This window comes from Hydrocarboniphaga sp. (assembly GCF_965279055.1).
Taxonomy (GTDB): Bacteria; Pseudomonadota; Gammaproteobacteria; order Nevskiales; family Nevskiaceae; genus Hydrocarboniphaga.
This window is the reverse complement of the sequence record NZ_OZ257125.1, coordinates 540941-565730: the sequence shown is the minus strand read 5'-3', so window position 1 is coordinate 565730 and position 24790 is coordinate 540941. Positions and strand designations below refer to the sequence as shown.

The 24790-nt window shown below is 66.2% G+C and carries 24 protein-coding genes and 1 riboswitch; of the genes, 8 read left to right on the top strand and 16 right to left on the bottom strand.

The features are described from left to right. Positions 1–9: 9 nt before the first annotated feature. The 11 genes from ACQZF9_RS02700 to egtB all read right to left on the bottom strand — a co-directional run bounded on the left by ACQZF9_RS02700 (position 10) and on the right by egtB (position 10849). Complete coding sequence (locus ACQZF9_RS02700) at positions 10–366, bottom strand: DUF1428 domain-containing protein (protein WP_428311738.1); 357 nt, start codon at positions 364–366, stop codon at positions 10–12. 32 nt (positions 367–398) lie between these two features. Continuing rightward, positions 399–665 carry a hypothetical protein gene (locus ACQZF9_RS02695; RefSeq protein WP_428311737.1) on the bottom strand — a complete coding sequence of 89 codons (267 nt, stop codon included), beginning with the start codon at positions 663–665 and terminating at the stop codon, positions 399–401. 29 nt (positions 666–694) lie between these two features. Further along, complete coding sequence (locus ACQZF9_RS02690) at positions 695–2080, bottom strand: sensor histidine kinase (protein ID WP_428311736.1); 1386 nt, start codon at positions 2078–2080, stop codon at positions 695–697. Positions 2081–2340: 260 nt separating this feature from the next. Next, positions 2341–3069, bottom strand: a complete 729-nt coding sequence (locus ACQZF9_RS02685; protein ID WP_428311735.1) for a response regulator — start codon at positions 3067–3069, stop codon at positions 2341–2343. Between the two features lie 166 nt (positions 3070–3235). Then, positions 3236–5572 carry a GNAT family N-acetyltransferase gene (locus ACQZF9_RS02680; protein WP_428311734.1) on the bottom strand — a complete coding sequence of 779 codons (2337 nt, stop codon included), beginning with the start codon at positions 5570–5572 and terminating at the stop codon, positions 3236–3238. A 15-nt stretch (positions 5573–5587) separates the two neighbouring features. After that, positions 5588–6520 carry a histone deacetylase family protein gene (locus ACQZF9_RS02675; RefSeq protein ID WP_428311733.1) on the bottom strand — a complete coding sequence of 311 codons (933 nt, stop codon included), beginning with the start codon at positions 6518–6520 and terminating at the stop codon, positions 5588–5590. A gap of 15 nt (positions 6521–6535) precedes the next feature. Next, positions 6536–7120: a rhomboid family intramembrane serine protease gene (locus ACQZF9_RS02670; protein WP_428311732.1), complete on the bottom strand. Its 585-nt coding sequence runs from the start codon at positions 7118–7120 to the stop codon at positions 6536–6538. Between the two features lie 98 nt (positions 7121–7218). Further along, entirely contained in the window at positions 7219–8322 is a 1104-nt protein-coding gene (locus ACQZF9_RS02665) for a DUF748 domain-containing protein (protein WP_428311731.1), read from the bottom strand. A gap of 27 nt (positions 8323–8349) precedes the next feature. Then, the gene (locus tag ACQZF9_RS02660) at positions 8350–8592 is read right to left on the bottom strand and encodes a hypothetical protein (RefSeq protein ID WP_428311730.1); all 243 of its coding nucleotides are present in this window, start codon (positions 8590–8592) and stop codon (positions 8350–8352) included. Then, positions 8592–9566 carry an L-histidine N(alpha)-methyltransferase gene (gene egtD / locus ACQZF9_RS02655; protein WP_428311729.1) on the bottom strand — a complete coding sequence of 325 codons (975 nt, stop codon included), beginning with the start codon at positions 9564–9566 and terminating at the stop codon, positions 8592–8594. The genes ACQZF9_RS02660 and egtD overlap by 1 nt, the downstream gene beginning before the upstream one ends. A 2-nt stretch (positions 9567–9568) precedes the next feature. Further along, positions 9569–10849, bottom strand: a complete 1281-nt coding sequence (gene egtB / locus ACQZF9_RS02650) for an ergothioneine biosynthesis protein EgtB (RefSeq protein ID WP_428313351.1) — start codon at positions 10847–10849, stop codon at positions 9569–9571. Positions 10850–11236: 387 nt separating this feature from the next. Here egtB and ACQZF9_RS02645 point away from each other — a divergent pair, with 387 nt between their 5' ends. Genes ACQZF9_RS02645 through ACQZF9_RS02630 form a run of 4 tightly spaced genes read left to right on the top strand, consistent with a single transcriptional unit; the run spans position 11237 to position 12795 of the window. Next, positions 11237–11575 carry a DUF883 family protein gene (locus ACQZF9_RS02645; RefSeq protein ID WP_428311728.1) on the top strand — a complete coding sequence of 113 codons (339 nt, stop codon included), beginning with the start codon at positions 11237–11239 and terminating at the stop codon, positions 11573–11575. Further along, positions 11575–12138 carry a phage holin family protein gene (locus ACQZF9_RS02640; protein ID WP_428311727.1) on the top strand — a complete coding sequence of 188 codons (564 nt, stop codon included), beginning with the start codon at positions 11575–11577 and terminating at the stop codon, positions 12136–12138. Before ACQZF9_RS02645 ends, ACQZF9_RS02640 begins: the two co-directional genes overlap by 1 nt. A gap of 12 nt (positions 12139–12150) precedes the next feature. Then, the gene (locus ACQZF9_RS02635; RefSeq protein ID WP_428311726.1) at positions 12151–12558 is read left to right on the top strand and encodes a hypothetical protein; all 408 of its coding nucleotides are present in this window, start codon (positions 12151–12153) and stop codon (positions 12556–12558) included. A 12-nt stretch (positions 12559–12570) separates the two neighbouring features. Continuing rightward, complete coding sequence (locus tag ACQZF9_RS02630; RefSeq protein ID WP_428311725.1) at positions 12571–12795, top strand: hypothetical protein; 225 nt, start codon at positions 12571–12573, stop codon at positions 12793–12795. Between the two features lie 63 nt (positions 12796–12858). On the opposite strand, the gene ACQZF9_RS02625 is transcribed toward ACQZF9_RS02630, so the two are convergent. From ACQZF9_RS02625 to ACQZF9_RS02605, 5 genes are all read right to left on the bottom strand, one after another. After that, positions 12859–14223, bottom strand: coding sequence for a sigma-54-dependent transcriptional regulator (locus ACQZF9_RS02625; RefSeq protein ID WP_428311724.1), 1365 nt, complete (start codon positions 14221–14223; stop codon positions 12859–12861). A gap of 381 nt (positions 14224–14604) precedes the next feature. Further along, positions 14605–17736 carry an efflux RND transporter permease subunit gene (locus tag ACQZF9_RS02620; RefSeq protein WP_428311723.1) on the bottom strand — a complete coding sequence of 1044 codons (3132 nt, stop codon included), beginning with the start codon at positions 17734–17736 and terminating at the stop codon, positions 14605–14607. A gap of 180 nt (positions 17737–17916) precedes the next feature. After that, complete coding sequence (locus ACQZF9_RS02615; RefSeq protein WP_428311722.1) at positions 17917–19098, bottom strand: efflux RND transporter periplasmic adaptor subunit; 1182 nt, start codon at positions 19096–19098, stop codon at positions 17917–17919. 38 nt (positions 19099–19136) lie between these two features. Beyond that, a complete protein-coding gene (locus tag ACQZF9_RS02610; protein ID WP_428311721.1) occupies positions 19137–20510 on the bottom strand; it encodes a TolC family outer membrane protein in 1374 nt (457 codons plus the stop codon). Next, on the bottom strand, positions 20488–21216 hold the full coding sequence (locus ACQZF9_RS02605) for a TetR/AcrR family transcriptional regulator (RefSeq protein WP_428311720.1): 729 nt from the start codon (positions 21214–21216) through the stop codon (positions 20488–20490). Before ACQZF9_RS02605 ends, ACQZF9_RS02610 begins: the two co-directional genes overlap by 23 nt. 194 nt (positions 21217–21410) lie before the next feature. After that, positions 21411–21540: riboswitch (guanidine-I (ykkC/yxkD leader) on the top strand. Positions 21541–21642: 102 nt separating this feature from the next. On the opposite strand from ACQZF9_RS02605, the gene ACQZF9_RS02600 reads away from it, so the two are divergent. From ACQZF9_RS02600 to ACQZF9_RS02585, 4 genes are read left to right on the top strand one after another with little or no spacing between them, the layout of a single operon-like run. Beyond that, positions 21643–22458 (top strand): ABC transporter permease, encoded by an 816-nt coding sequence (locus ACQZF9_RS02600; RefSeq protein ID WP_428311719.1) that lies wholly within the window; start codon positions 21643–21645, stop codon positions 22456–22458. Further along, entirely contained in the window at positions 22455–23285 is an 831-nt protein-coding gene (locus tag ACQZF9_RS02595; protein WP_428311718.1) for an ABC transporter ATP-binding protein, read from the top strand. Before ACQZF9_RS02600 ends, ACQZF9_RS02595 begins: the two co-directional genes overlap by 4 nt. Continuing rightward, entirely contained in the window at positions 23282–23995 is a 714-nt protein-coding gene (locus ACQZF9_RS02590; protein ID WP_428311717.1) for an urea amidolyase associated protein UAAP1, read from the top strand. Before ACQZF9_RS02595 ends, ACQZF9_RS02590 begins: the two co-directional genes overlap by 4 nt. Then, on the top strand, positions 23995–24633 hold the full coding sequence (locus ACQZF9_RS02585) for an urea amidolyase associated protein UAAP2 (protein WP_428311716.1): 639 nt from the start codon (positions 23995–23997) through the stop codon (positions 24631–24633). The genes ACQZF9_RS02590 and ACQZF9_RS02585 overlap by 1 nt, the downstream gene beginning before the upstream one ends. The last annotated feature ends 157 nt before the right edge of the window (positions 24634–24790 follow it).

The window sequence follows — 24790 nt, the reverse complement described above, 5'->3', positions numbered from 1 at the left end:
CGTGCGCCTCTACAGCTGCACCAGCGGCTTGAAGCCGCCCCAGAACATGCGCTTGCCATCGAACGGCGCGCTCTGCGGCGTCATGCCGGCGAGGCGCGGATCGCTCATCACCTTGGCGTTGACGCGATCGCGCTCCTTGCGCGATTTGTAGAGGATGTACGAGAACACCACGACCTCGTCGGCCTTGAGCTTGACGCTCTGCGGGAACGAGGTGAGCTTGCCCGGCTGCACGTCGTCGGCGATCCACTCGTTGTATTCGAGCGCGCCATGCTCGCGCCAGACCTTGCCGGCCTTGCGCGCCAGCTTGCGATACTCGGCCAGCTTGGCCCTGGGCACCGGCACCACGAATCCATCCACGTAAGCCATCAGGTTTTCTCCTCGCGATTTTCAATCCATCGTTACTGCGGCGCTGCTGCCTGCAGCGTCCGCTGCTGCCCTTCGTCACGCACCACCGCTCTGGGCAGTCCGGGCATGTTGCCGTCGGACTCGAGCACGGTCCGCGTGCATACGCTGGCCGAACCCTGCCCCATGCAGGATGACATCACGCCAACATGTTCGTCGTACTTGTAACCGTCGTTGTCGAACCACAGCGGCGACGAGGAACAGGCGCCCAGTACCAGCGTTCCGCTCGCTGCCAGCAGAGTCCATGTGGCTTTCATGCTCATCGGCGCGCTCCGTCTCAAGTGCGGTCTCATCATGCCCCGCCCGCCGCCGCGATGTCACCCGCGACGCGTGGCAGGCGTACGCTGACACGCAGGCCGCCGCCATCGCGGTCCTGCAATGACAGCCGGCCGCCGTGGCGGCGGACGATGTCGGCGACGATCGACAGACCCAGGCCCGAGCCCTGCACGTCCAGCGTGCGTGCCTGGTCGAGACGGTAGAAGGGCTCCAGCACCAGCTCGCGTTCGGCGCGGGGAATGCCGGGGCCGCGGTCGTCGATGCGCAGTTCGGCTTCGCTGGCGTGCGCGAGCACGCTGACTTCGGCGCTGCCGGCGTGCTTGAGCGCATTGCCGATCAGATTGTCGAGCACGCGCGCCAGCGACGCGGCGCGTGCGGCAACGTAAATCGCGCCGCCATCGGCAACAAACCGCACCGGCTGCTGCAGCTCGACGTAGGCCTCGACCTGCTGCCGCGCGATCTGTACCAGGTTCACCGGCTCGGCCGCGGCCGCGGCGGAATCCAGCCGCGCCAGGGTCAGCGTGTCGCGCAGCAACTGCTGCATGTGGCCCAGATCGAGCGCGGCGCGTTCGCGCTGCGTTGCGTCGTCGATGTATTCGATGCGCAGCCGCAGCCGCGTCAGGTAAGTGCCGAGATCATGGCTGATCGCGGCGAGCATGCGCGTGCGGCCGTCGAGCAGGCCGCGCACGCGGTCGCGCATCAGATCGAAGGCCGCGACCAGCCGTTGCACTTCACGCACCTTCGACTGCGGCAGCGCCTCGCCGTCGACCTGCTGGCCGAAACGCTCGACCACGCCGGCCAGGGTTTCCAGTGGCCGCAGCTGGCGTTTCAGGCTCCAGGCCGAAAACAGCAAGGTCAGCAGAATCAGCAGCAAGGTGCCCGTCACCAGAGGGCCGCTGAACGGTGTCGCCAGCAACACGCTGCCGACGTCGATGATCGCGACCCTGCCGTCGTGCAGGCCGATGCGCAATTGCAGCGGCCTGCCGGTGCGCAGGCTGTCGCGGCCGAGCAGCGCGGCCAGCCGACCTCGCGGCGGCTGCGCGGCACCGCTGTCGGTACCGACACTGATCGCGACGCGCCGATCGCCGAGCTGGCTGCGGATCAGGTACAGCAGGCCGGGGAATTCGGACTCGCTGCCGACCGAGTCGACCTGGCCGCCGCGCTCGATGCGCACGTCGATATCGGCCTCGTCGCTGAGGCTGCGCAGCAGCCAGCTTTCCGCATCCGGCGGGCTCGCCTCCAGCAGTTTGACGATCGCGGCGACGCGCTCCGGCAGCGGCAGCGCCGTCTGCTCGTGGTGCTCGGCCTGGCGCTGCAGCAGAAACGCGCCGCCGGTGATCAGCATCGCCAGCAGCATCGCGCCGACCATCACCGCGGTCACGCGCAGCGTCAGGCCGAACATTTAGGGAACCTCTGAGCCAGTCTCGCGCACCCGCGCGGAACCTGAAAGGGGCGCAGTGCAAGGATCGACTGACGCGGTGTACTGGACGTACACGAGAAAGGAGAGGCGCCGCAATGCGCCCCTTTCAGGCTCCGCCCTTCGGGTTGTTCCGGGAAGAACGCCATGCGGCGTTGCTCTGGGCTTGCTTGCAATCAGCAAGCCGCGCCCCTCGCGCCTGGCCTGGCGTACTTTCCGGAACAACGCGGGTGCGCGAGACTGGTTCAGAGGTTCCCCAGGCGCTCGACCGGCACCGCCAGCAGATAGCCGCCGTTGCGCACCGTCTTGACGATTTGCGGATGAGCCGGATCGGCCTCGATCTTGCGCCGCAGCCGCGACAGCGCGACATCGATCGATCGATCGAAAGCTTCCCAGCTGCGGCCGCGCGTGAGATCCATCAACTGGTCGCGATTGAGCACGCGCTGCGGATGACGCACCAGCACCGAGAGCAGGTCGTAGTCGCCGGCCGAGATTTCGATTTCGCTGCCGTCTTCGCGCTTGAGCTGGCGCGACGACAGGTCGAACTCGAAACCGGCGAAGCGCACGCGCTCGGCCGGCATCGCGCTGGCCGCGGCGGCACTAGCCGGCGCGGTACGGCGCAGCACCGCGCGGATGCGCGCCAGCAGTTCGCGCGGATTGAACGGCTTGGGCAAGTAATCGTCGGCGCCCATTTCCAGGCCGATGATGCGGTCCAGATCGTCGGCCTTGGCGGTCAGCATCAGGATCGGAATGCCACTGCCGGCGCTCAGCCGCCGGCAGATCGACAGGCCGTCTTCACCGGGCAGCATCAGGTCGAGCACCAGCAGATCGGCGCGACGCTCGCTCAGCGACTGGTCCATCTGCAAGGCCGAGCGCACCCACACCACGTCGTAGCCTTCGCGCTGCAGCAGGCCCTGCACCAGCGGCCCGATTTCACGGTCGTCCTCGACGATCAGGATGCGGCTGGCGAGCATGACGGTCCCTTGTGTGATCAACAGCAGTTTTATAAGTGCATTTCGCGCGATCACGCGCGTCGGTTACATCGTGTCACACGAAACAACTCCGCAACCACCGCAACGGCAGGAGCGGGCTTGCCCGCGATTGAGGCCATCAGCAGCACAGTCGCGGGCAAGCCCGCTCCTACAGCTTGGCTTGAATGCGCAGATCAATCTCGACGCGAACACTATCCGGTTCGTCATACGGTCCGCGCAGCACGAAGCCGAGGCTGCGCGCCAGGCCCAGCATCGGGGTGTTCTGGCGCAGCACGTCGCCGTGGATGCTGTGCAGACCCTGACGTCGTCCATGCGCCAGCAGCTGCTGCATCAGCAGCCGGCCGAGGCCGGAGCCGGCGTGATCGTGATGCACCAGCAGCGCGAACTCGCCGCTGTCGCCATAGGCATCGATGACCAGATGCGCGACCGCGCTGATCAGGCCTGGCTCGGCTTCGGCCTCGGCCACCAGCACCAGCTCGCGGTCGTAGTCGATCTGGGTCATGCGCGCGGCCATTTCGTGCGAGAAATAACGGATCGCGGCGAAGAAGCGCATGCGCACGTCGTCGGGCCGCAGGCGCTGCAGCAGGGTCAGCAGCGCCGGCTCGTCTTCGGGACGGATGGCACGCAGCCGGTAGCTGCCGCGCCGCGACACGACGACGCAGCTCAGGTCCTCAGGATACGGCGCCAGAATCAGGCGCTGCCGCTCGGGCGGCGGCTGCGCATCGACTTGCACCGCGCCACTGCCGACACGATGCAAGGCGCCGTCGGCGTCGAAAGCCAGCACGATGCGCAGCTGCGCCAGCATCGGCAGATCCAGCGCCATTTGCGACAGCGCGGACAGCGCCTGCAGCAGAGGCGGCCGCATCGCGGCCGGTAGCGTCAGCTCCAGGGCCTCGAGCATGCGCTGCGCCAGCAGACCATCCAGCGGCGGGAACGCACGGCCAGTCGTCGACTGCAGCAGGCCGCTGACCGCGGTGATGGTCAGATGCGTGCCGATCTCGGTGTGACGCTCGATGCTCAGCACGAAGCGCTGCGCCAGCACCACGGCTGCCGATGAAGGCGGCAGCCGGTACAGCTGCAGCAGCGCGTCGGCGCCATCGGCATCCAGCACGCCGTGCTCGCGCGCGATCGCCGCGGCCAGCAAGGCGCGCGCCGCTTCGCAGTCGACAGCAGCGCGCTCCGACGGCGGCGGCGTCTGCATCAGCAGCTCGCGGGTGCGGCCGTGCAGCCAGCGATAACGCAGGGCCCGCGCCGCCTGGCCGGCGGTGACGAAGGTCGCCAGCCCGGCCTCGGTGCTGCGGCGCCGCGCGTCGATCGCGGTCTTCATGCCCAGCCACACCGTGACCAGTTTCGAGCCGAGTTGCGCGGCCAGCAGCGCGTCGACATGCAGCCGGTGCGCGGCGTCCAGCTGCGGGCTGTGCACCAGCAGCACGTAGTCCGATCGACCATCGGCGAGCAGCGCGCGACACAGCTCGGTCAGCGCCTGCGGATCGGCCGGGCCGGCGTCGATGGCGCCCTCGAGCCGGCGCGCGCGCGGCGCATGCTGAGCAATCTGCGCGAAGGTTTCGTCACTGCAGCTGCCGAGCGCAAGCTGGTACCGCAGCACCGCATCGACGCCGAGCGCGCACAGGCCGGCGCCGTTGCCGATGGTGATCACGCGCACCGGCTCGCCGCCGCGGTCGACGGCGGGAATGCGCGCCAGCGCGGTCAGCGCGTCGAACATGCCGTCGAGCGTCAGGCATTCGACCAGGCCGGCACGCTCGAACGCCGCGCTGCGCACCGGATCGGCGCCGCTGAGCGCTTCGCGGCCGCCGAGGCGGCTCTGCAACACCACAACCGGTTTCAGACGCGCGCAGGCGCGCGCGGCCGACATGAACTTGCGGCCGCCGCGCACCGCGCCGACCTGCAGGATCACCGCGCGCGTATTCGGATCCAGCGCGGCGACGTCGAGAAAATCGGCGATATCGGCGTCGGCTTCGGCACCGGTGGTGACCGCGAACGAGAAGCCGATGCGGCGGCCGTTGGCCCAGTCGATCGCCGCCGCCGCGATCGAGCCGGACTGCGTGATCAGCGCCAGCGAACCCGCCGCCATGTCCGGCGGAAATTCGCCGGCCGACAGGCCATTGCCCTGAAAAAAACCACCGGAACGCGGGCCGAGAAAACGCAGGCGATGCGGGCGCGCCGCCTGCAGCACCAACTCCGGAATCGGATCGGCGCTGGGCCAGACCAGACCACGACAGCCGGACTCGGCCAGGGCCGCGATCACGCGCGGACCGATCAGCCTGGCATCGAACACCACGACCAGACGCTGCAGCGCGGCGAGCTTGAGCTGCGCATGCAGCTGCGCCTTGGAATGCACCTGCTCCAGCGATTCCGCGGTCGCGCCGAGGCGCCGCAACAGGCTCTGCTCCTGCGGCGTGCCGGGCTCGCCGACCGCCAGGACCGCACGACTGCGCAACAGCCTTTCGAGGTTCTGCGCGCTCATGGGCGGCTCACCGGCTCACGCGCCGACGAAGGGCCGCACGAAAGCCTCGACGCAACGCGCCAGCGCGTGGCCGTCGTAGCCGCCTTCGAGCATCGCGACGACGCGGCCCTTGCAGCGGCGCTCGGCAAAGTCGCGGATCAGGGTCGCGGTCCAGTAATAGTCCTCGTCGGTCAGGCACAGGCCGGCCATCGGGTCGCGCACATGCGCGTCGAAACCGGCGGAGACGAAGAGCATCTGCGGATCGAATTCCTCCAGCGCCGGCAGCCAGTGGTTCTGCAGCGCGTCGCGATACGCCTTGCTGCCGTCGCCTTCATGCAACGGCGAATCGATCAGGCCCGGCGCGTCCGGATCGCCGGCCCAGTCCGGATACAGCGGATGCTGGTAGGTCGAGCACAACAGCACGCGCGGCTCGTTGCGGAAGATATCCGCGGTGCCGTTGCCGTAATGCACGTCGAAATCCAGCACCGCGACGCGCTCGATGCCGCGCGCCAGCGCCTCGGCCGCGGCGACTGCGATGTTATTGAAGAAGCAGAAGCCCATCGCGCGATCACGCTCGGCGTGATGCCCCGGCGGCCGCACGTTGCAGAACACGAAGCCGGCGCGCTTCGATAGCGCCAGCTCCACCGCGAGCACGCCGGCACCGGCCGCGTGCAGCGCCGCATCCGCGGTATGCGCGTTCATCGACGTATCCGGATCGATGTGCACCAGGCCTTCGAGTGGCCGCGTCCCCAGCACCGCCTCGACGTGCGCGGCGGTGTGTACGCGCAGCAGCGCCTCGGCGCTGGCGGCGGGCGCGTCGGCGCGGTGCAGGAACAGGTCCAGGCCGGTGGCCAGCAGCCGGTCCTCGATCGCGGCGAGACGCTCGGGACATTCCGGGTGCCCGTCTTCCATCCGGTGCAGACGGCAGCTGGCATGCGTAATCCAGAAGCTGGGCAGTACGGCAGCCATGTAGTCGCAGGTTTCTCAGTAGGCGGACCGGCGCAGACTGCGCCGCCACCGCCAGATCAGCAACAGGCCGCCGACCAGGCCGCCCAGATGTGCGAAATGGGCGACGCCGGCGAAAGTGCCGGTGACGCCGGAATACAGCTCCACGGCCGCGTACAGCACGACGAACACCGGTGCCGGCATCGGGATCGGCGGAATCAGCAGGATCACCTTGCGCCGCGGAAAAAGCCAGGCGAACGCGGCGAGCACGCCGAACAGGCCGCCGGATGCGCCGACGGTCGGCACCGGATCGCTTGCGAAAAACGACGAGAACGCGAGCTGTGCCAGGCCCGCGGTCAGCACGCTGGCACCGTAGAGCTGCGCAAAACGCGCCGAGCCGGTCGCGCGCTCGACATCGCGGCCGAACATCCACAGGCCGAACATGTTGGTCGCCAGATGCATCGGGCTGCCATGCAGGAACGCGCACGTCACGAGTTGCCACGGCACGAAGCCATGCTGCAGCGGCCACAAAGCGAAGCGCTGCAGCATGACGTCACCTAACAGCAGCTGCAGGCCGAAGATCAGCAGGTTGGAAACGAGCAGAACGTAGGTGACGGGGGTCATCGGGCTGGATGGTGGAGACGCGACGAGTAGAACAAACCCCGGTTCGATGAACAGGGGGCAGTTGATGCGGGATGGAACCGCATCTTAACCGCAGCCGACTATTTCGATCCGTCGGCCTTATCGTCCACGCCCTTGTCCTTGCTCTCTTCCAGGTGCTCGAAGTTGGGTTTATAGGCCTTAATGAAGGCATTTTTCAGGATCGACAGAATCGCCTCGACCGGATGGGTTTCGGTGGCGCCGATGTCGCCGCTGATTTCGATGCGCGTCGCGAACTGGTCTTCGCGATGATTCTTGAACAGCTGCGTGAACAGGCCGGCCGTTGCCTCCCAGGCCAGGCGCAGCGGATTCTCCTTCTCCTGCTCGACATCCTGCTTCCAGCTGAAGACTTTCAGATCCTTGAACAGCGGCTTGGCGTAGCCGCGCAGATGGCCATCCTTGGCGTCGAGCTCGGTGACGAATTCGCCGTGGCCGGAGGCGAAATCGAGCTTGGCGTAGGCGCGCGCGAAGTCGTTGGCGTCGACGACATCGAAGTCGAGAATGCGCAGCCGCAGGCTGAAATCGCGCGACTCGTTGAATGGATCGAACTCGGCGTGCGCCTCCGCCGGCGCATCGCCCAGCATCTGTGCATGCGCGTCGAACACCGCGACACGCTCACCGTTGGCGTCCTCGACATTGGTCAGGTTGCGCACGTAGCCGTTGACCTGGGTCGCGCGCAGGTCCACCGGCGGATCGGAGACGAAATTGCGGAACACCAGCGTGCCGTCGATGAACTGGATCTCATCGATCTGCACCGGCATCAGCTTCTCCAGCTGCGCGCGCCAGTCGACGCCCTTGCCGCTCTGGCCATCGGCTTCGCCGCGGCCGTCGACGAAGTTCAGCTCGGTGTCGTAGAACTCGATCGTCGCCACGACCTTGCCTCGCGCCAGATCGGCCCAGCGTATCGCCAGCTCAGTGCGCGGCGCCTTCAGCAGCGGCAGCGGCACCTTGCCGGTGTTCTTGACCACCTGCAGCTGGTGGATCGTGTAAGCGCCGCGCCACAGATGCAGATCCACCTCGGCGACCTGGCCGTGATAGCTGCCCATCGTCGCCAGCCGGGCATTCAGATAATTCGTCACCCAATGCGGCAGCGCCATGCGCAGCAGCACCAACAGCGCCACGACGACGGCGAGGACCAGCAAGGGCAGGCGCATCCTGCGGACCATAAAAGCGGGACTCCCAGACCAAAACGGCTAGGCCGTAGCCGTGTCGTCGTTCTTCCTCACGCCGCGAACGTTCATCACCGCCAGGCCGATCTGCAGCGCGAGCAGCGCATAGGCCCGATCATGCACGGCCCAGGCCACCCACAGCACATTGCTGCCCAGATAAACCCAGAAGCCCCAGCTGCGCTTGCGCGACTGTTGCGATGCCACCAGCCAGGCGGCGCCCAGCGTGGCCAGCATCGCCGGCCACTGCAACGCATCCATCCATTGCATCAGCCGATCGCTTCAAAGCATTGCAGGCTGAACAGGTCGCCATCGTCGATCCACAGCTCGCGGCGGCCCCAGCCGGCGCTCAGCGCCAGCTCGGCGAAATCCGCCGGCGTGTACTTGTAGGAGTTCTCGGTGTGCAGGGTTTCGCCGGCGGCGAACACGAAACTGCGACTGCCGATGCGCACGCGCTGCGGGCGCTTGCTGACCAGATGCATCTCGATACGACTGAGTTCGTCGTTGAAGATCGCGCGATGCGCGAAGCCATCGAGATTGAAGTTGGCGCCGAAGTCGCGGTTCAGATGCTCGAGCATGTTGAGATTGAATGCCGCGGTGACGCCGGCCTCGTCGTCATAAGCGCGTTCCAGAATCGCCCGCGGCTTGCGCAGATCCACGCCGATGATCAAGGCGCCGTGCGGGCCGGCCAGCGCCTGCCATTCGGCGAGCAGGCGGCGCGCCATCAGCGGCTCGAAGTTCCCGATGGTCGAGCCGGGCACGAACACCACGCGGCGCCGCCAGTGCGCGTTCTCGATGCGCGGCAGACCGAACGGCCGGGTGAAATCCGCACATACCGGATGCACCCGCAACCCCGGCATCAGGCTGGCGAGATTGTTCACGCAGATGTCCAGCGCGGTTTCGGAAATTTCGATCGGCATGTAGGCCGCCGGCTGGTCCAGCGCACCGAGCAGGATCGGGGTTTTCTCCGCCGTGCCGGCGCCGGGTTCGAGCACGACGCAGCGCGGCCCGCAGAACGCGGCGAGATCGGCCGCGTGGGCGCGCAGCAGCGCGGTCTCGGTTGCCGGGATGTAGTACTCGGGCTGCTCGCAGATGAGCTCGAACAGGCGTGAGCCGCGCTCGTCGTAAAACAGTTTCGGCGGCAGCGCTTTCTGCGGCCGCGACAGGCCTTCGAGCACTTCGCTCATCAGCGCCGGATCGACGGACGGGATATCGAAGGCGGAGGTGCCGGCGTCACGTGCCATGTTCAAAGCTCCTGGGCCAGGCGCAGGCCGCTGAACTGCCAGCGCGCATCGGCGGGAAAGAAATTGCGATAGGTCGAACGTAGATGAGAGCGCGACGACGCACACGAGCCACCGCGCAATACCCACTGGTTACTCATGAATTTGCCGTTGTATTCACCGACGGTGCCCGGGTCCGGCCGATAGCCCGGATAGGCAACGTAGGGGCTCGCAGTCCAGCACCAGACCGAACCATAGAGCGGCACCGATGAATGCTCGGTGACGATGCGCGGATGGATTTCGCCGTCGGGCTGCTCGGCGAACTGGCCGCTGACTCTCTGGTCGGCGGCGGCGTGTTCCCATTCGAATTCGGTCGGCAGCCGCGCGCCGGCCCAGCGTGCATAGGCATCGGCTTCGAAGAACCCGATATGGCAGACCGGACGGTTCGGATCGATCGCGTGCACGCCATGCAAGGTGTATTCGGCGTCGCCGGCTTCGCTCCAGTACAAAGGCCGCTGCCAGCGCTGCGCCTCGACCTGCGCCCAGCCTTCGGACAACCACAGCCGCGCATCGCGATAGCCGCCGTCGCGTATGAAGTCGGCGTACTCGGCGTTGGTGACCACGCGCGACGCCAGCGCGTAAGGCCGCAGCAGCACCTGATGGCGCGGGCCTTCATTGTCGAAGGCGAAGCCGCGGCCGCCGTGACCGATGTCGACGATGCCGCCATCGAAACGCATCCACTGCAGCGCCGGCGCCTCCGCCGCCATCAGGTTCTGCGGCCGGTATTCCGGCATCAGCGGGTTCATCGAAAACAGATGCTTGATGTCGGTCAACAGCAGTTCCTGATGCTGCTGCTCGTGATGCAGGCCGAGTTCCAGCAGATCGAGCGCGGCCTCCGGCAAGGCATCGCGCAACAGCGCGTCGAGCAGCAGCCGGTCGACATGCGTGCGATACGCCATCACCTCGTGCACCGAAGGCCGCGTCAACAGGCCGCGCTGATGGCGCGGATGCAACTCGCCCACGCCACGGTAATACGAGTTGAACAGGTACTCGAAGCTCGGATGGAATACCTCGTAGCCGGCGCGATGCGGCTTGAGGACGAAGGTTTCGAAAAACCAGGTCGTATGCGCCAGGTGCCATTTCGCCGGGCTGGCGTCGGCCATGCTCTGCGCGCTGGCATCTTCGCTGGACAGAGGCGCCGCGAGCTCGCGGGTATACGAGCGCACTGCAGCAAAGCGCGCGGCCAGCGCCTCGTCGCGTGCGGCGAAGTCGACGCGATCGACCGCGGCCGCCGACACCGGCGACATCAGCGCGCGCTCCGCGATCGGCAGATAGGCGGCGTCGATTCCGGCACTTTGCACGGCCTGGCCCCGGCGATCGTTTGAATTACCTGCCTGCGCATTGTCGCTCTCCTCATCAACGCGTATTTGCTTATTCGCGTTCGACGAGACGAGCAACCAGCATGCCGACATCGGCCTTAGCTTGCGGCCGCAGCCTGCGCGTGCGTGCGCCATGTTTCGTTAGGCTTACGTTTGGATTGGTTCGCTACTGTGTAACCGGAGCCGGCAGCATTGTTGCGGTGCAAGGTGGCATTGCGGCAACGGCAGGCAAGCTTGAGTACGCTGTCCGGACTTCGCTACGCCGACACTGCACACGCAGGCCGGTAAATCACTACAAGCCACAGGAGAGTCCCCATGAAGAATCCAGCCTCCAGCATCGATGTCGGCGCGGCGCGCGAAACCCTGACCAGCGATTTCCAGTCGCTCGTCAGCCACGCCGAAGACCTGCTGCACGCGACCACCTCGCTGTCCAACGAAGGCGTCGACATTGCGCGGCAGAAACTGGGCGACAGCCTGCGTCAGGTCAAGGCACAGATCGGTCCGGTGCGCGATGCGGCGCTTGAACGCGGCAAGCTCGCGGTCGACACCGCGGTGACATTCGCACGCGACAAACCCTGGCAGACCGCGGCGGTGGTGTGCCTGGCCGCGCTGACCATCGGCTTCATCGCCAGCCTCGGCAGCAGCAAGAAGTAATGCCGCAGGCGCAGGTGCCTCACGATCAGGCGCAGGTGTCGGGAAAACTGCAGGGCCTGGCGCAAGCCTTCCTGCAGTACGTGCGCGCGCGCGTCGACCTTTTGCAGCACGAGTGGCGTCAGGAACAGGCGCGCGTGCTTGCCAAGCTGGCGCGCGCCGGCATTTTCGCCATCGGTGCGCTGATCACGCTGCAGCTGATCTGCGCTTTCGTGCTGATCGCGTTCTGGGATACGCCGTATCGGCTGTGGTCGGCCGGCGTGCTGGTACTGCTGTTCAGCGGCGTCACCTGGTTCGCCTGGCGCGGCATGCAAGGCAAGGATGATCGCGACGAGAAAGCGTTCAACAGCACCATCGCCGAGTTCGACAAGGATCGCGAGATCTTCGAGCGGCTCGCTGAGTTGCGTGAAGAAGCCAAGCACACCGATGCACACGGTGCCGCGTCCGCCGCGAAGCCGATTCCGCAGCCGCAGCGTCACTCCGACACCGGCAGCCTGCATGCGCCCAAAGCCGTGCCGCCGGTTGCGCGCAGCAACGGCGCCGCGCCGCCACGGCCGTCCAATTAACGAGAGGACATCATGAATCCCGCAGCTTCGGACACAAAGCAGCACAGCAACGGCGCGGCCAAGCCCAATAGCGACGCCGAACTGATCGCGCGGCTGGATCGCAGCCGCACCGAATTGATGGACGCGGCCGGCGTGCTGCAGAAACCCTTGCATGCGGTACAGCGCGTCGAGAACGTGATGCGCACGGTGTTGCCGGTGCTGCCCTACGCCATCGCCGCGATCACCGTCGTCGGTGTCGCCAGCTCGCTGTTGTCGGGCCGCAAGGTGCGCCCGGCGCTGCTGATCGCGACCGGCCTGGACGTGTGGCGGCTTTGGAAGAGCTACAAGCTGACCGCGAGCCTGCCGTCGCCGCAGCGCGTCAGTACTCCAGTCACGCGCCGGCCGCCGGCCGCCGCACCGCATGGCACCGGCCATCCCTGAGGAGATCGAGCGATGAGCTTCTGGACCCCAATCAAGACCACGTTGGCGCTGGCGTCGATCGGCATTCTGGCGACGCCGTGGCTGCGAAAGCTCGGCGTGCTGCCTGGCGCGCAACCGGCGGCGACCAATGACGGCGGCGACATCGGCGCAACCGGTGCCACGGCCGACAACGCGCCGCCGGAGATGACGCTGCCTTATGGCAGCAACGGCGGCGGCGAGAGCTTCTCCCGGCATTGAACGTAGCCCGGGCGAAACCCGGCTGCCGGTAGCGACGCAATCCCGGGTTTCACCCGGGCTACGTCAAACTTCGCCGTTGTCGAAAGCCTTGCGCTTGCGATACAAGGTGGAGCTGTCGATCTTCAGCAGTTTCGCCGCGGCCTCGAGACTCGCGGTATTGGCGACGACGGCCTCGATATGCGCACGCTCCAGCTCTTCCAGGCTCACCGGATCGCCAGCGCGCAAACCGTGGCCGACGCTGGGCGCGACGCGGCCGAACGGCAGATGCTCGGGACCGATCGCCTCGCCTTCGCAAATGATGACCGCGCGCTCGACCGCGTTGCGCAACTCGCGCAGATTGCCGGGCCAGCCGTGCAGCGCCATCAGTGATGCCGCGTCCTTGCTGAAACGGCGCGACGGCCGGTCGTAGCGCGCCGCCAGCTGCAACAGGATTTTCTCGGCGATGCTGAGCACGTCCTCGCGACGGTCGCGCAGGGCCGGCAAGGTCAGCGTCACCACGTTCAAACGGTAATAAAGGTCTTCGCGGAAACGGCCTTCCGCGACCATCTTCTTCAGGTCCTGATTGGTCGCGGCAATCACGCGCACATTGGCAGTGCGGGTATGCGGGTCGCCGACGCGCTCGTATTCGCGGTCCTGCAGGAAGCGCAGCAGTTTGGGCTGGAGCGCCATCGGCAGATCGCCGATTTCGTCGAGGAACAGCGTGCCGCCTTCGGCGATCTGCACCCGGCCCTGGCGATTGTCGGTGGCGCCGGTGAAAGCGCCGCGCACATGGCCGAACAGCTCGCTGGCGAGCAGCTCGGCGGACAGCGACGGACAGCTCACCGTCGCGAACGCGGCGTCGCGGCGCGGGCTCATGTCGTGAATCGCGCGCGCCAGCACGGTCTTGCCGGTGCCGCTTTCGCCGAGCAGCAGGATCGTTGCATCGGTGTCGGCGACCCTGCGGCCCATTTCCAAAGTCGCGGACAGAGCCGGATTGGCGGTGCGCAGGTCGAGCTGGCCTTCGCGGCCACCGCGATCGTTTTCCAGTGCGAGCACGCGCTGCTCCAGCCGCCGCGCCTCGACCTGCTGCGCGACCGCATGCGACAGCTGGCTGGGATCGCAAGGCTTGACCAGATAGTCGGCGGCGCCGACACGGATCGCGGACAAGGCGGTGGCGACATCGTCGGTCGCGGTGGCCATGATCACGCGCATCCACGGCGCCCATTCGCGCAGCTTCGGCAGCAACTCCAGGCCGGAGTCCTCACCCAAATCCAGGTCGAGCACGCAGGCGTCGAATACGTTGCGGCCCAAGGCGGCTTCGGCCTCGGCGGCGGACCGGGCGGTGCTGATGCGATGGCCGTCGCCTTCCAGGCAGCGGCGGAACAGCCGCAGGATGCCGCCGTCGTCATCGACCAACAGGATATTGGCGCCCCCAACCTCGACACTCATCGTTCTGCGACTCCCTGGTTACGCTGCCGGCATTATGTCATTGGCCGGGAGCGGTCCCGCCTTCCCCCCGGCGCTGCAAATCAGCTTGCGCTCAATTGTGACCCTGCAAGCTGCACGCCGGATGAAGCCGCGCGAAAACAGCACCCGAACAACAACAAGCACTTAGTGAATGCATCGGGCTGGCACAAAGCGTGAAACATGGAAGGCGTAGTTTCTCCCCCAGGTCGTGTCCCCCGACCCGTGCACGACCTACCCCGCTAAGGGGCAGAGCCCGCTCTCTGCCCCTCTTTTTTTGCCTGCGGAAACGGGCCCGGCATCCCGGGCTTTGCCCGGGCTACGGCAAGCGCGTAGCAGTAGCCCGGGTGGCAACCCGGGACTGGGTCAATGCCCGACGGCCAACGTCGGCTGCGCGGCCTTGGCCGCCTGCAGCTTGGCGTAGTCGCGGCCGATGTAGAGATAGGCCGCGGGCACGATATACAGCGTGAACAAAGTGCCGATGAACATGCCGGCCGCGATCACCAGGCCGATGCAGAAGCGCGAGGCCGCACCGGGGCCGCTCGCGGTCAGCAGCGGCACCATGCCGATCACCAGCGCGGCGGTGGTCATCAGCACCGGGCGCAAGCGGATCGACGCCGCCTCCTCGATCGCCTCACGCTTGGCCATGCCCCGTTCCTGCAGCTTGTTGGCGAACTCGACGATCAGGATGCCGTGCTTGGAGATCACGCCGATCAGCGTCACCAGTCCGACTTCGGTGTAGATGTTCAAGGTCATGCCGGGAAAATTCGTCAACTGCATGCCATTGGTGACCGAGAAGATATTGATCAGCAGCAGCGCGCCGCAGATCGACATCGGCACCGTCACCAGCATGATCAGTGGATCGGTGAAGGACTCGAACTGCGCCGCCAGCACCAGGTAAATCACGATCAGCGCGAACACGAAAGTCAGCGCCAGCGCCGAGCCTTCCTGCTTGAACTGGCGCGAGGCGCCGGCGAAGTCGACCTGGTAGGTCGCCGGCATGATTTCCCTGGCGGTCTTCTCCAGATAATCCAGCGCCTCGCCCTGGGTCACGTCGGGCCGCGGCACGGCGATGATGTTGACTGAGTTCAGCTGCTGCGAATGCTCGATCGAGCGTGGCACCACGTGCTCACCGACTTTGACCAGCGTCGAAATCGGCACCAGGTCGCCATTGGCGGCGCGCGTGTAGAAGCCGTCGATCTGGTTGGGGCTGAGGCGACCGGCGCGCTCGACCTGCTGGATCACCTTGTACGAGCGGTTGGCATACGAGAAGCGGTTGACTTCACCACCGGCGAACAACGCCTGCAGGTCGGCACTCAGCTGCTGCATGCTGACGCCCATCAGCGCAGCCTTGTCACGATCGATCTGCAGCAGCGCTTCGGGCTTGTCGATGCGCAGGTTCGGCGCGGCGTAGAAGAACTTCTTCGACGCCATCGCGCGCGCCACCAGGTCGTCGGCGATGCGCGACATCTCGATCGGGTCGGCGGTGGACTTGAGCACGAATTCCACCGGATAACCCTGGCCCGGCGTCGGCAGCGGCGGCGGCTGGATCGTGGCGACGCGTACGCCGGAAATCTGCTCGAGCTTCGGCGACAGATCGGCGATCACGCCGCTGGTGGATTGCGGCTTCTGCGTCCACGGTTTCATCACCATGCCCATGAACGATTGGTTGGAGTTGCCGGCGCTGCCGACCGCGAACGTGAACAGATGATCGACCGCCGGGATCGACTTGGCGGCTTTCTGCACCGCGATGAAATAGCGGTCCATGTATTCCGAAGTCGAGAAGCCATCGGTCTCGACGATGCTGAAGGCGATGCCGAGATCTTCCTGCGGCGCCAGTTCCGATGGCGTCGAGCGTGCCAGGAAGAAGCACGAAACCAGCACGATCAGGCCGAACGCGCCGATCACGTGCACGGTGTCGAGCGAGCTGTGCAGGCGCTGCTTGTAGGACTGGCGCCAGCCTTCGAACTTGGCGTCCAGATACAGCGCCAGGCGATTCGGTTTGACGCCGTTGCCGCCATGCGTGGAGCGCAGCAGCTTGGCGCACATCATCGGCGTCAGGGTCAGCGCGATCACGCCGGAGATGAACACGCTCGCCGCCAGCGTGAACGCGAACTCCGAGAACAGCTTGCCGGTGATGCCGGTCAGAAAGCCGATCGGCGCGTACACCGAGATCAGCGTGATGGTCATCGCGATCACCGGGCCAACCAGTTCGCGCGCGCCCTTGATGCTGGCGTCCAGCGGCGTCAGGCCGTCTTCGATATGCCGGTGGATGTTTTCCATGACGATGATCGCGTCGTCGACGACCATGCCGATCGCCAGCACCATCGCCAGCAGCGTCAGCAGGTTGAAGCTGTAGCCGAGCACCAGCATGAAAAACACGCCGCCCATCAGCGACAACGGTACCGTCACCGCCGGAATCATCGAATTGCGCATCGAGCCGAGGAACAGGAAGATCACGACGATGACGATGATCATCGCCTCGACCAGGGTCTTCTGTACTTCCTTGACCGCATCGCGCACATAGTCGGTGGCGTCGTAGCCGATCTTGCCTTCCAGGCCCTGCGGCAGGCCGGCGAGCATGGTCGGCCAGGCATCGCGCACCGCCTTGGTCACATCCAGCAAGTTCGCATCAGGACGCGCCTTGATTGCAACGAACACCGCTTTCTGCAAGTCCCAGCCGGCGCCGCCGTCGTAGCTTTCGGCGCCGAGCTGCACTTCGGCGATATCGGACAGGCGCACCACGCCACTGCCGTCGGTCTTGACCACGAGCTGCTTGAAGTCTTCGGGCTTGCGCAGGTCGGTGCGCGCCGAAATGCCCATGCGCACGTCGGCGCCCTTGGTCTCGCCAACCGCCGCGAGCACGTTCTGCGAGCGCAGCTGCGTCACCACTTCGCCGGCGGTGAGGTTATGCGCGGCCAGGCGATCGCCTTTCAGCCAGACGCGCAGCGCGTAGTCGTAACCGCCCTGCAGGTCGGCGCGCTGAATGCCCGGAATCGACGCCAGCTGCGGCTCGATGACGCGGTGAAAGTAATCGGTGATCTGGCTGGAATCGAGCACCTGCGAGAAGAACACCAGATACATCGACGCGGTGCCGGTGGCCTCGTTGAGCTCCACCACCGGGTCGAGCGCATCCTGTGGCAACTGGCTGCGCAGCTTGTTGACCTTGGCCGAGATCTCGGTGATCGCCTCGTTCGGATTCTTGCTCAGGCGCAGGTTGGCGGTGATCACGCTCGAGCCCTGGCCGGTGCTCGAAGTCAGGAAGTCGATGCCGTCGGCAGTGGCAATTTCCTTTTCCAGCGGCGTCGTGATGAAGCCTTCCATCAGCGAGGCATCGGCGCCGGGATAGGCGACCGACACCAGGATCTGCGCGTTCTGCAGATAAGGATATTCGCGCACGGTCAGCGTCGTCGCCGCGCGCAGGCCGAGCAGCAGGATCGTCAGGCTGATGACCGATGCGAGCACCGGCCGCTTGATAAAGATATCGGTGAAATGCATTCAGGAGCCTCTGATCATGTCCTGCGCGTTCGCGCCGGCAGCAAAACGGGCGCTGTGCAAGGAAGGAGTGACGATGTGTATTGGATATACATGAGGAACGACTGACGCCGCACAGCGCCCGTTTTGCTGCCGGCCCTTCGGGTTGACAACGCGGGCGCGCAGGACATGATCAGAGGCTCCTTAGCTCTCCGCCGGCTTCGGATTCAGATCCTGCCCCGGCTGTATCGAGTTATCGATGACCACCGGCTGCTCGTTGCGCAGTTTCAGCAGGCCGGAAGTGGCAACCTGCTCGCCAGGCTTGAGGCCGTCGAGCACCGCGACGAAGTCGCCGCGCACTTCGCCGAGCTTGACGAAGCGCTGGGCCACCATCAGATCGGTCTTGGTCATCGGCGGCATGCCCGGCATCGGCTTGCTCTCCGCTTCCGGCTCGCTGCCCGCCGCCGGCGGCGGCTTCTTGACGATGACGAACACGGCGCTGCCATAGGAGCTGTAGCTGATCGCGGTGCGCGGCACCACCAGCAGATGGCGCTCGCCCGGCAGCTCCAGCTTGACGCGGCCAAACTGGCCCGGCGTCAGCTTGCGATCGGGGTTGGGCATGCGCGCGCGCAGCTTGAAATTGCGCGTCGCCACATCCACGCGCGGCTCGATCGCGAGCACCGCGCCGTCGAAGGCGATATCCGGATAAGAATCCACCGACACCGCGACCTTGAAACCCGGCTGCACCACGCCGACGTACTGCTCGGGAAGATCGAAATCGAATTCGATCGGATCGACCGACTGCAGGGTGACGATCGCGGTGCCCGGCTGCAGGTACTGGCCGACGGTGACTTTGCGAATACCCAGCTGACCGGCGAACGGCGCGCGAATGTCCTTCTTGGCCAGCAGCGCGGCCTGCGACTGGATCGCGGCCTTGGCGGCATTGGATTCGGAGACCGCGGCGTCGTAGTCGGACTTGGCGATCGCCTCGAGCTTGAACAGTTTCTCCCGGCGCTGCCGGTTCAATTCACTGAGTTCGGCGGTCGCCTTGAGCCGGTTCAGCTCGCCGAGTTCGCTGGCGGAATCCAAGGTCACCAGCGGCGCGCCCTTGTCGACTTTCTGCCCGGACTCGAACATCAAGCGGGTGACGATGCCGCCGACTTCGGCGGTGACGTCGGCGCCGTTGACCGGCACCAGGGTGCCGATCGCCTCGAGCTTGTTGTCCCAGGTCATCTCGCGCACGGCGCTGGCCGAGACCGTTGCCGGCGGCACCGGCATCGCGTCGACGAACTTGTTCATCTGCACGTTCATGAAGGCCTTGCCGCCGAACACGGCGCCGAAGACCAGCACGCACAGCGCCAGCACGATGATCATTCTCTTGGTCATATCCGCTTTCCAGCCCTTGGTTCTTGAGTCGCTACTAACTAGTTCTTCAGATCGTCTTTCTGCTGCGACGACGGCGACAGCAGCAGCGCGTCGATCTCGACGAAATCGCGCTCGCTGAGGCGGCCGACGGTTTGCTTGAGCTGCAGCAGGTTCAGCAGCAGGTTGTAGCGCGTGGTCGACAGATCCAGCTTCGACTGCACCAGCCGGCTGCGCGCATCGAGCACGTCGGTGATGGTGCGCGTGCCAGCCTCGTAGCCATAGCGCGTCGCCGCTTCCGCGGCCTCGGCCGACACCACCGCGCGCTCGTAGGCGCGGTTCTGGATGTAGGCGGTCTCGACGGTGCGGAACAGCTGTTTGGTTTCGCGCTCGGTTTCGAGCTTGATGCGCTCGAAGTCCGCCTGGGCAACGCGCTGCTGCGCGTCGGCCTGGCGCAGGCCGGCCAGGATCGCGCCGCCGCCGTACAGCGGGATGTTCAGCTCGACACCGATGCGCGCGTCGTCGGTGCGCTGGCCGAACACGTAGTGGCTGGTGTCGTCGCGGCCGGCGCTGCCGACCAGATCCAGCGTCGGATAAGCCTGCGCGCGCGAGCTCTGGGCACGAGTGCGCGCAATGTCGTAGCTCACCTGCGCGCTGGCGATGCGCGGGCTCGCGGCGCGTGCGGCGGCAACCCACTCCTCGGCGGTCGCCGGGTTGAGCGCCGGAAAGCTCACGTCCGGCGGCAGCGACGGCAGCACGGCCTGGCCGTCGCCGGTGGTTTCCTGCAGCTCATCGCGCGCGTTTTCCAGATTGCGCCGCGCGGTCACCAGTTGCGCCTGCGACAGATCCTGGCGAGCCTGCGCCTCTTTCAGATCGGTACCCGGCACCAGCTCGACTTCGTAACGCTTGCGCGTATCGTCCAGCGACTGCGACACCAGCCGCGACTCGGCCTCGGCGCGATCCAGCTGCGCCTGCGCGATCAGCACGTTGAAATAACGCTCGGCGACGCGACGCTGCAGATCCAGCCGCGCGGTGCGCAGGTTCAGATCGGCCTGGCTCTCCAGCGCGCTGGCGCGGTCGCCGATCGCAAACCAGTCCAGCCGGAACAGCGGCTGACGCCCCTGCACGGTCGCGCTCCAGCCCGGATAGTCGTCCTGGCTGTCGCCGAACACACCGCTGGACTTGGTGTTGGCGTAGGTGCCCTTGCCCTGCAGGCCGATGTTCGGACGGATGCTGGCGCGCTCGATGATGCCGCTCTCGCGGTCGGCGTCGAACTGCGCCTGGAATACCGCGGCGGTCGGGTCATGCGATTGCGCGGCGACGTAGGCCTCGCTCAGGCTCATCGCGCCGGCCTGCGCGCTGGCACACAAGGCGGCGGCGGCGATCGCGCGGCGCATCAGTCGCCGCAAGGCCTCAGGCCTCGCTGCATTGTTCATTGAACACCTCGGTGAATATTTTTTGAATCAGCGCATCGAGCGCGGCGTCGTCGGACGTGTCGACGTGCGGCGTCCAGCCCTGGCCATTCAATAGCGACTGCAGATGACGGCACATCAGGCGGTAGGGATCGGGCACCGAGAACGCCGACATCACGCCCTCGGCATGCACCATGTCGTGCATGCCGATCACCAGCGCCCACAGGCCCAGGCACAGCTGCTCGGGCGGCATGCCCTTCAGATCGAGTGAGCCGCTGGCGACGGCGTCGTTGACGATGCCGACCGCGGCGGCCGCGATCGGCGCCTGGGCGTCGATCACCGCCTGACGGCGTACCGCGGAGGCGGCGTTCCAGACCACCTCGCAGAACACGTACTGCGAGATGCGGAAGTGATCGGGGCTGCGGCGCACGAACATGATGTCTGCAACTGCCAGGCCGAAGATGCGATCGCGAGGCGAGCCCGGCCATTGCGCGACGCGCTGGATCAGCTCGGCATGCTCGACCACGTCCTGCCGGGTGATCTCCAGCAGCAGGTCTTCCTTGGACGAGAAATGCTGGTACAGCGTGCCGACCGCGTACTCGCACTTCTCGGCCAGCCGCGCCATCTGCAGGTTGAGCAGGCCCTCCGCGCGGATCAGCTCGCGCGCGTTGTCCAGGATCAACTGCTCCCGGTTGCCCAGCTCCCTCTGGCGACGCTCCCTGGTGCCCACGACCCTACCCGTTCTTTTTTTGAATTATGTTCATAAATAGAGCGCGAATCAAGACGACGTTCATCTGCCGTGAACAACACCAGGGCTGCCAGAACGAAGCACGGTCGCGCTCGCCTGGAACGGCCGATAGCCCCGGCGACCAGGGATTCCAAGCATGCGTTGACCGCGAACCCCTCACGATGCAAGGATTCGGCCCAATAGCCGACTAGGGTTCCGGCCGCAGCAGCATGCGGCGCAGCGACCGAGAGTCGGCGACCTCGAGCAGCATGGCCAGGCCATCGGCAACCGAACGGGGTTACACGGCGGGATAAAAGCCCGGGAGATCACGTTCGATTCTTGCGTGAAGTCTGCCGCCCGCCGTTGTATCGCTGCCGAGGTTCCCATGCACTGCATCATCCTGACTGCCATTGCCCGCGGGCTTCCGCCATGCGGCTGATCAACCGCGTGCCGACGCCCGGCCTGCGCATCGGCCTGGCGCTGTTGCCGCTGCTGCTGATGGCGCTGATCTATCTGGGCGCGTCCGGCCAGCGCCACGCGATCAATCCCGACGACAAACTGCTGCCCAGCGCCTCGCAGATGGTCGCGGCCGTACATCACATGGCGTTCGAGCAGGACGCGCGCAGCGGCCGCTATCTGCTGTGGGCCGACACCGGCGCCAGCCTGCGGCGGCTTGCGCTGGGACTGGGTCTGTCGGCCGCGATCGGCCTGGTGCTGGGCATCGCCGCCGGCACCCTGCCGCTGTTCGCGGCGCCGGTGTCGCCGCTGGTGGCGGTGCTGTCGATGATTCCGCCGCTGGCGGTGCTGCCGATCCTGTTCATCGTCTTCGGCCTCGACGAGCTGAGCAAGGTCATGTTGATCACCATCGGCGTCGCGCCGATGCTGGTGCGCGATCTGGAGCATCAGGCGCTGCAGATGCCGCGCGAACTGCTGATCAAGGCGCAGACCTTGGGCGCCAACACCTGGACGACGATCACGCGCGTGGTGCTGCCCCAGCTGCTGCCGCGGCTGCTGATCGCGCTGCGCCTGCAGCTCGGCTGCGCCTGGCTGTTCCTGATTTCCGCGGAAGCCATCGCCTCCACCGACGGCCTCGGCTATCGCATTTTTTTGATGCGCCGCTATCTGGCGATGGACGTGATCCTGCCCTATGTCGCCTGGATCACGCTGCTCGCGTATTCGATGGACTGGGCGCTGCGCCGGCTGACCACGCGCGCGTTCCCGTGGTTTGCGGAGAGCGGCAAATGAGCGCGCCGGAAAAAGACGCCGACAAGGCCACGGCGTTTCTGCAGTTCCGCAACATCTGGCAGGAATACGGCGCGCACGTGGTGCTGGAGAACGTGTCGCTGAGTGTCGGTCGCGGCGAATTCTGCACGCTGGTCGGCGCGTCCGGCTGCGGCAAGTCCACGTTTCTGCGCCTGCTGCTGGGCCAGGAAGCACCGAGCCGCGGCCGCATCCTGCTCGATGGCGCGGCGTTGTCGCCCGAGCCGGACGCGACGCGCGGCATCGTGTTCCAGCGCTACTCGGTGTTCCCGCATCTGAGCGTGCGCGACAACGTGATGCTCGGCCTGGAGCTGCAAGGCTCGCGCATCGGCGGCCGGCTATTCGGCAGCGCCAAACGCCGGGCGCGCGAAACCGCAGAACAGATGCTGACCTCGGTGGGCCTCGCGCATTCGATGAACCTGTATCCGTCGCGGCTCTCCGGCGGCATGCAGCAGCGTCTGGCGCTGGCGCAGGCGCTGGTGATGCGGCCGCGCGTGCTGCTGCTCGACGAGCCTTTCGGCGCGCTCGACCCGGGCATCCGCCGCGACATGCACGCGCTGTTGCTGGATCTGTGGAAACAGACCGGCGTCACCGTATTCATGGTCACGCACGACCTGAGCGAAGGCTTCCGCCTCGGCACGCGGCTGCTGGTGTTCGACAAGCTGCGCGTCGATCCGCAGCACCCGCAGGCCTACGGCGCGCGCATCACTTACGACATACCGCTGAACCAGGACCGGCGCGCCGCGGTGCTCGACGCGCTGCCGCCGGCCCTGGTCACGCAACTCAGCACACGCGAGGTTTCCATTTCATGAGCACGCAGCTTTATAGCGATCTGCTGCCCGGCGGCGCGCATTGGTCGGCGATCATCAGGCGCGGCCAGAGCCTGCGGATCAGCGACATCGACGGCGGCGCCAATGTCGCGCTGCTGGCCTACGCGGCGAGTGAGAAAACCGAGCGGCTGAATCTGCCGGACACGCTCAAGTGCCAGCACACCGCCAGGCTCGGCGCCGGGCATTGCCTGTACTCGGACATGGGCCACGTGCTGCTGTGCATCGTAGAGGACACGCTGGGCTGGCACGACGCGATCGGCGGCGTCAGCAACGCGGCCGAAGTGCTCACGCAATTCGGCGCCGGCGATTTTCAGGATCTGCGCAACGGCTTTCACCGCAACGGCCAGGACAACCTGCTGGTCGAGATCGGCAAATGGGGGCTGGGCCCGCGCGACCTGGCGATGAACGTGAATTTCTTCTCCAAAGTCGTTGCCGACGACGCGGGCCGCTTCGCGTTCGTCACGCCGCATTCCAGGGCCGGCGACAGCGTCGAACTGGTCGCGCCGATGGACACGCTGGTGGTGCTGACCGCGATCCAGCATCCGCTCGATTCGTCCACCGCCTACGCACCCAAGCCGGTGAAGCTGAGCGTGTCGCGCGTCGACGATCTGGACGCCGCGATTTCGCTGTGTCGCACATCGCGCGCCGAGAATGCGCGTGGCCTGGAACTGACCGCGAGGCTGGCACTGTGATGATCCACTACGTCGAAAGTCCGCTGAAAGCCGAGCAGGCAGTGCGCCGCGACATCGTCCGCGCCGGCGAGCCGCACCTGAGCGAGATCCGCGCAGGACAGACCCTGCGCATTCTCGATCTGGCCGGCAACCAGGCCGTCGATACCTTGTTCTACAACGCCCACGATCCCAGCGAACGCTACGACGCACAGGCGACGTTGCGCGCTCAGCGGCAGGTATATCTGAGCACCGGCTCGAAACTGATATCGACTCTCGGCCGCACCATGCTGACGATCACCGCCGACACCTGCGGCCGTCACGACACGCTCGGCGGCGCCTGCGCGCAGGAGTCGAACATGGTGCGCTACGCCCTCGACAAGCGGCACATGCACAGTTGCCGCGACAGCTTCCTGCGCGCGATCGCGCACGACGGTCGACTGAGCAAGCGCGATCTGACCGCCAACATCAACTTCTTCATGAACGTGCCGGTCACGGCGCAAGGCGGGCTGACGTTTGCCGACGGCGTGTCCGCGCCTGGCAAATACGTGGAGATGCGCGCCGAGATCGACGTGCTGCTGCTGATCTCGAACTGCCCGCAGTTGAACAATCCCTGCAATGCCTACGACCCGACACCGATCGAGGTGCTGGTGTGGGATTGATTTCGCCAAAGACCCTCTCCCGGCGCTGGCGCGCCACCCTCTCCCGCACGCGGGAGAGGGGACCAACCAGCGTGCTCCGCGCTTCCCCTCTCCCCCGTGCGGGAGAGGGTGGTCCGAAGGACCGGGAGAGGGCCTTTGCAGCGAGGACGACCTCGCG

Bases quoted from the DNA above. Each gene is read 5' to 3' on its own strand.
- ACQZF9_RS02700 (WP_428311738.1), bottom strand. From the start codon at position 366: ATGGCTTACGTGGATGGATTCGTGGTGCCGGTGCCCAGGGCCAAGCTG.
- ACQZF9_RS02695 (WP_428311737.1), bottom strand. From the start codon at position 665: ATGAGCATGAAAGCCACATGGACTCTGCTGGCAGCGAGCGGAACGCTG.
- ACQZF9_RS02690 (WP_428311736.1), bottom strand. From the start codon at position 2,080: ATGTTCGGCCTGACGCTGCGCGTGACCGCGGTGATGGTCGGCGCGATG.
- ACQZF9_RS02685 (WP_428311735.1), bottom strand. From the start codon at position 3,069: ATGCTCGCCAGCCGCATCCTGATCGTCGAGGACGACCGTGAAATCGGG.
- ACQZF9_RS02680 (WP_428311734.1), bottom strand. From the start codon at position 5,572: ATGAGCGCGCAGAACCTCGAAAGGCTGTTGCGCAGTCGTGCGGTCCTG.
- ACQZF9_RS02675 (WP_428311733.1), bottom strand. From the start codon at position 6,520: ATGGCTGCCGTACTGCCCAGCTTCTGGATTACGCATGCCAGCTGCCGT.
- ACQZF9_RS02670 (WP_428311732.1), bottom strand. From the start codon at position 7,120: ATGACCCCCGTCACCTACGTTCTGCTCGTTTCCAACCTGCTGATCTTC.
- ACQZF9_RS02665 (WP_428311731.1), bottom strand. From the start codon at position 8,322: ATGGTCCGCAGGATGCGCCTGCCCTTGCTGGTCCTCGCCGTCGTCGTG.
- ACQZF9_RS02660 (WP_428311730.1), bottom strand. From the start codon at position 8,592: ATGCAATGGATGGATGCGTTGCAGTGGCCGGCGATGCTGGCCACGCTG.
- egtD (WP_428311729.1), bottom strand. From the start codon at position 9,566: ATGGCACGTGACGCCGGCACCTCCGCCTTCGATATCCCGTCCGTCGAT.
- egtB (WP_428313351.1), bottom strand. From the start codon at position 10,849: ATGTCGCCGGTGTCGGCGGCCGCGGTCGATCGCGTCGACTTCGCCGCA.
- ACQZF9_RS02645 (WP_428311728.1), top strand. From the start codon at position 11,237: ATGAAGAATCCAGCCTCCAGCATCGATGTCGGCGCGGCGCGCGAAACC.
- ACQZF9_RS02640 (WP_428311727.1), top strand. From the start codon at position 11,575: ATGCCGCAGGCGCAGGTGCCTCACGATCAGGCGCAGGTGTCGGGAAAA.
- ACQZF9_RS02635 (WP_428311726.1), top strand. From the start codon at position 12,151: ATGAATCCCGCAGCTTCGGACACAAAGCAGCACAGCAACGGCGCGGCC.
- ACQZF9_RS02630 (WP_428311725.1), top strand. From the start codon at position 12,571: ATGAGCTTCTGGACCCCAATCAAGACCACGTTGGCGCTGGCGTCGATC.
- ACQZF9_RS02625 (WP_428311724.1), bottom strand. From the start codon at position 14,223: ATGAGTGTCGAGGTTGGGGGCGCCAATATCCTGTTGGTCGATGACGAC.
- ACQZF9_RS02620 (WP_428311723.1), bottom strand. From the start codon at position 17,736: ATGCATTTCACCGATATCTTTATCAAGCGGCCGGTGCTCGCATCGGTC.
- ACQZF9_RS02615 (WP_428311722.1), bottom strand. From the start codon at position 19,098: ATGACCAAGAGAATGATCATCGTGCTGGCGCTGTGCGTGCTGGTCTTC.
- ACQZF9_RS02610 (WP_428311721.1), bottom strand. From the start codon at position 20,510: ATGAACAATGCAGCGAGGCCTGAGGCCTTGCGGCGACTGATGCGCCGC.
- ACQZF9_RS02600 (WP_428311719.1), top strand. From the start codon at position 21,643: ATGCGGCTGATCAACCGCGTGCCGACGCCCGGCCTGCGCATCGGCCTG.
- ACQZF9_RS02595 (WP_428311718.1), top strand. From the start codon at position 22,455: ATGAGCGCGCCGGAAAAAGACGCCGACAAGGCCACGGCGTTTCTGCAG.
- ACQZF9_RS02590 (WP_428311717.1), top strand. From the start codon at position 23,282: ATGAGCACGCAGCTTTATAGCGATCTGCTGCCCGGCGGCGCGCATTGG.
- ACQZF9_RS02585 (WP_428311716.1), top strand. From the start codon at position 23,995: ATGATCCACTACGTCGAAAGTCCGCTGAAAGCCGAGCAGGCAGTGCGC.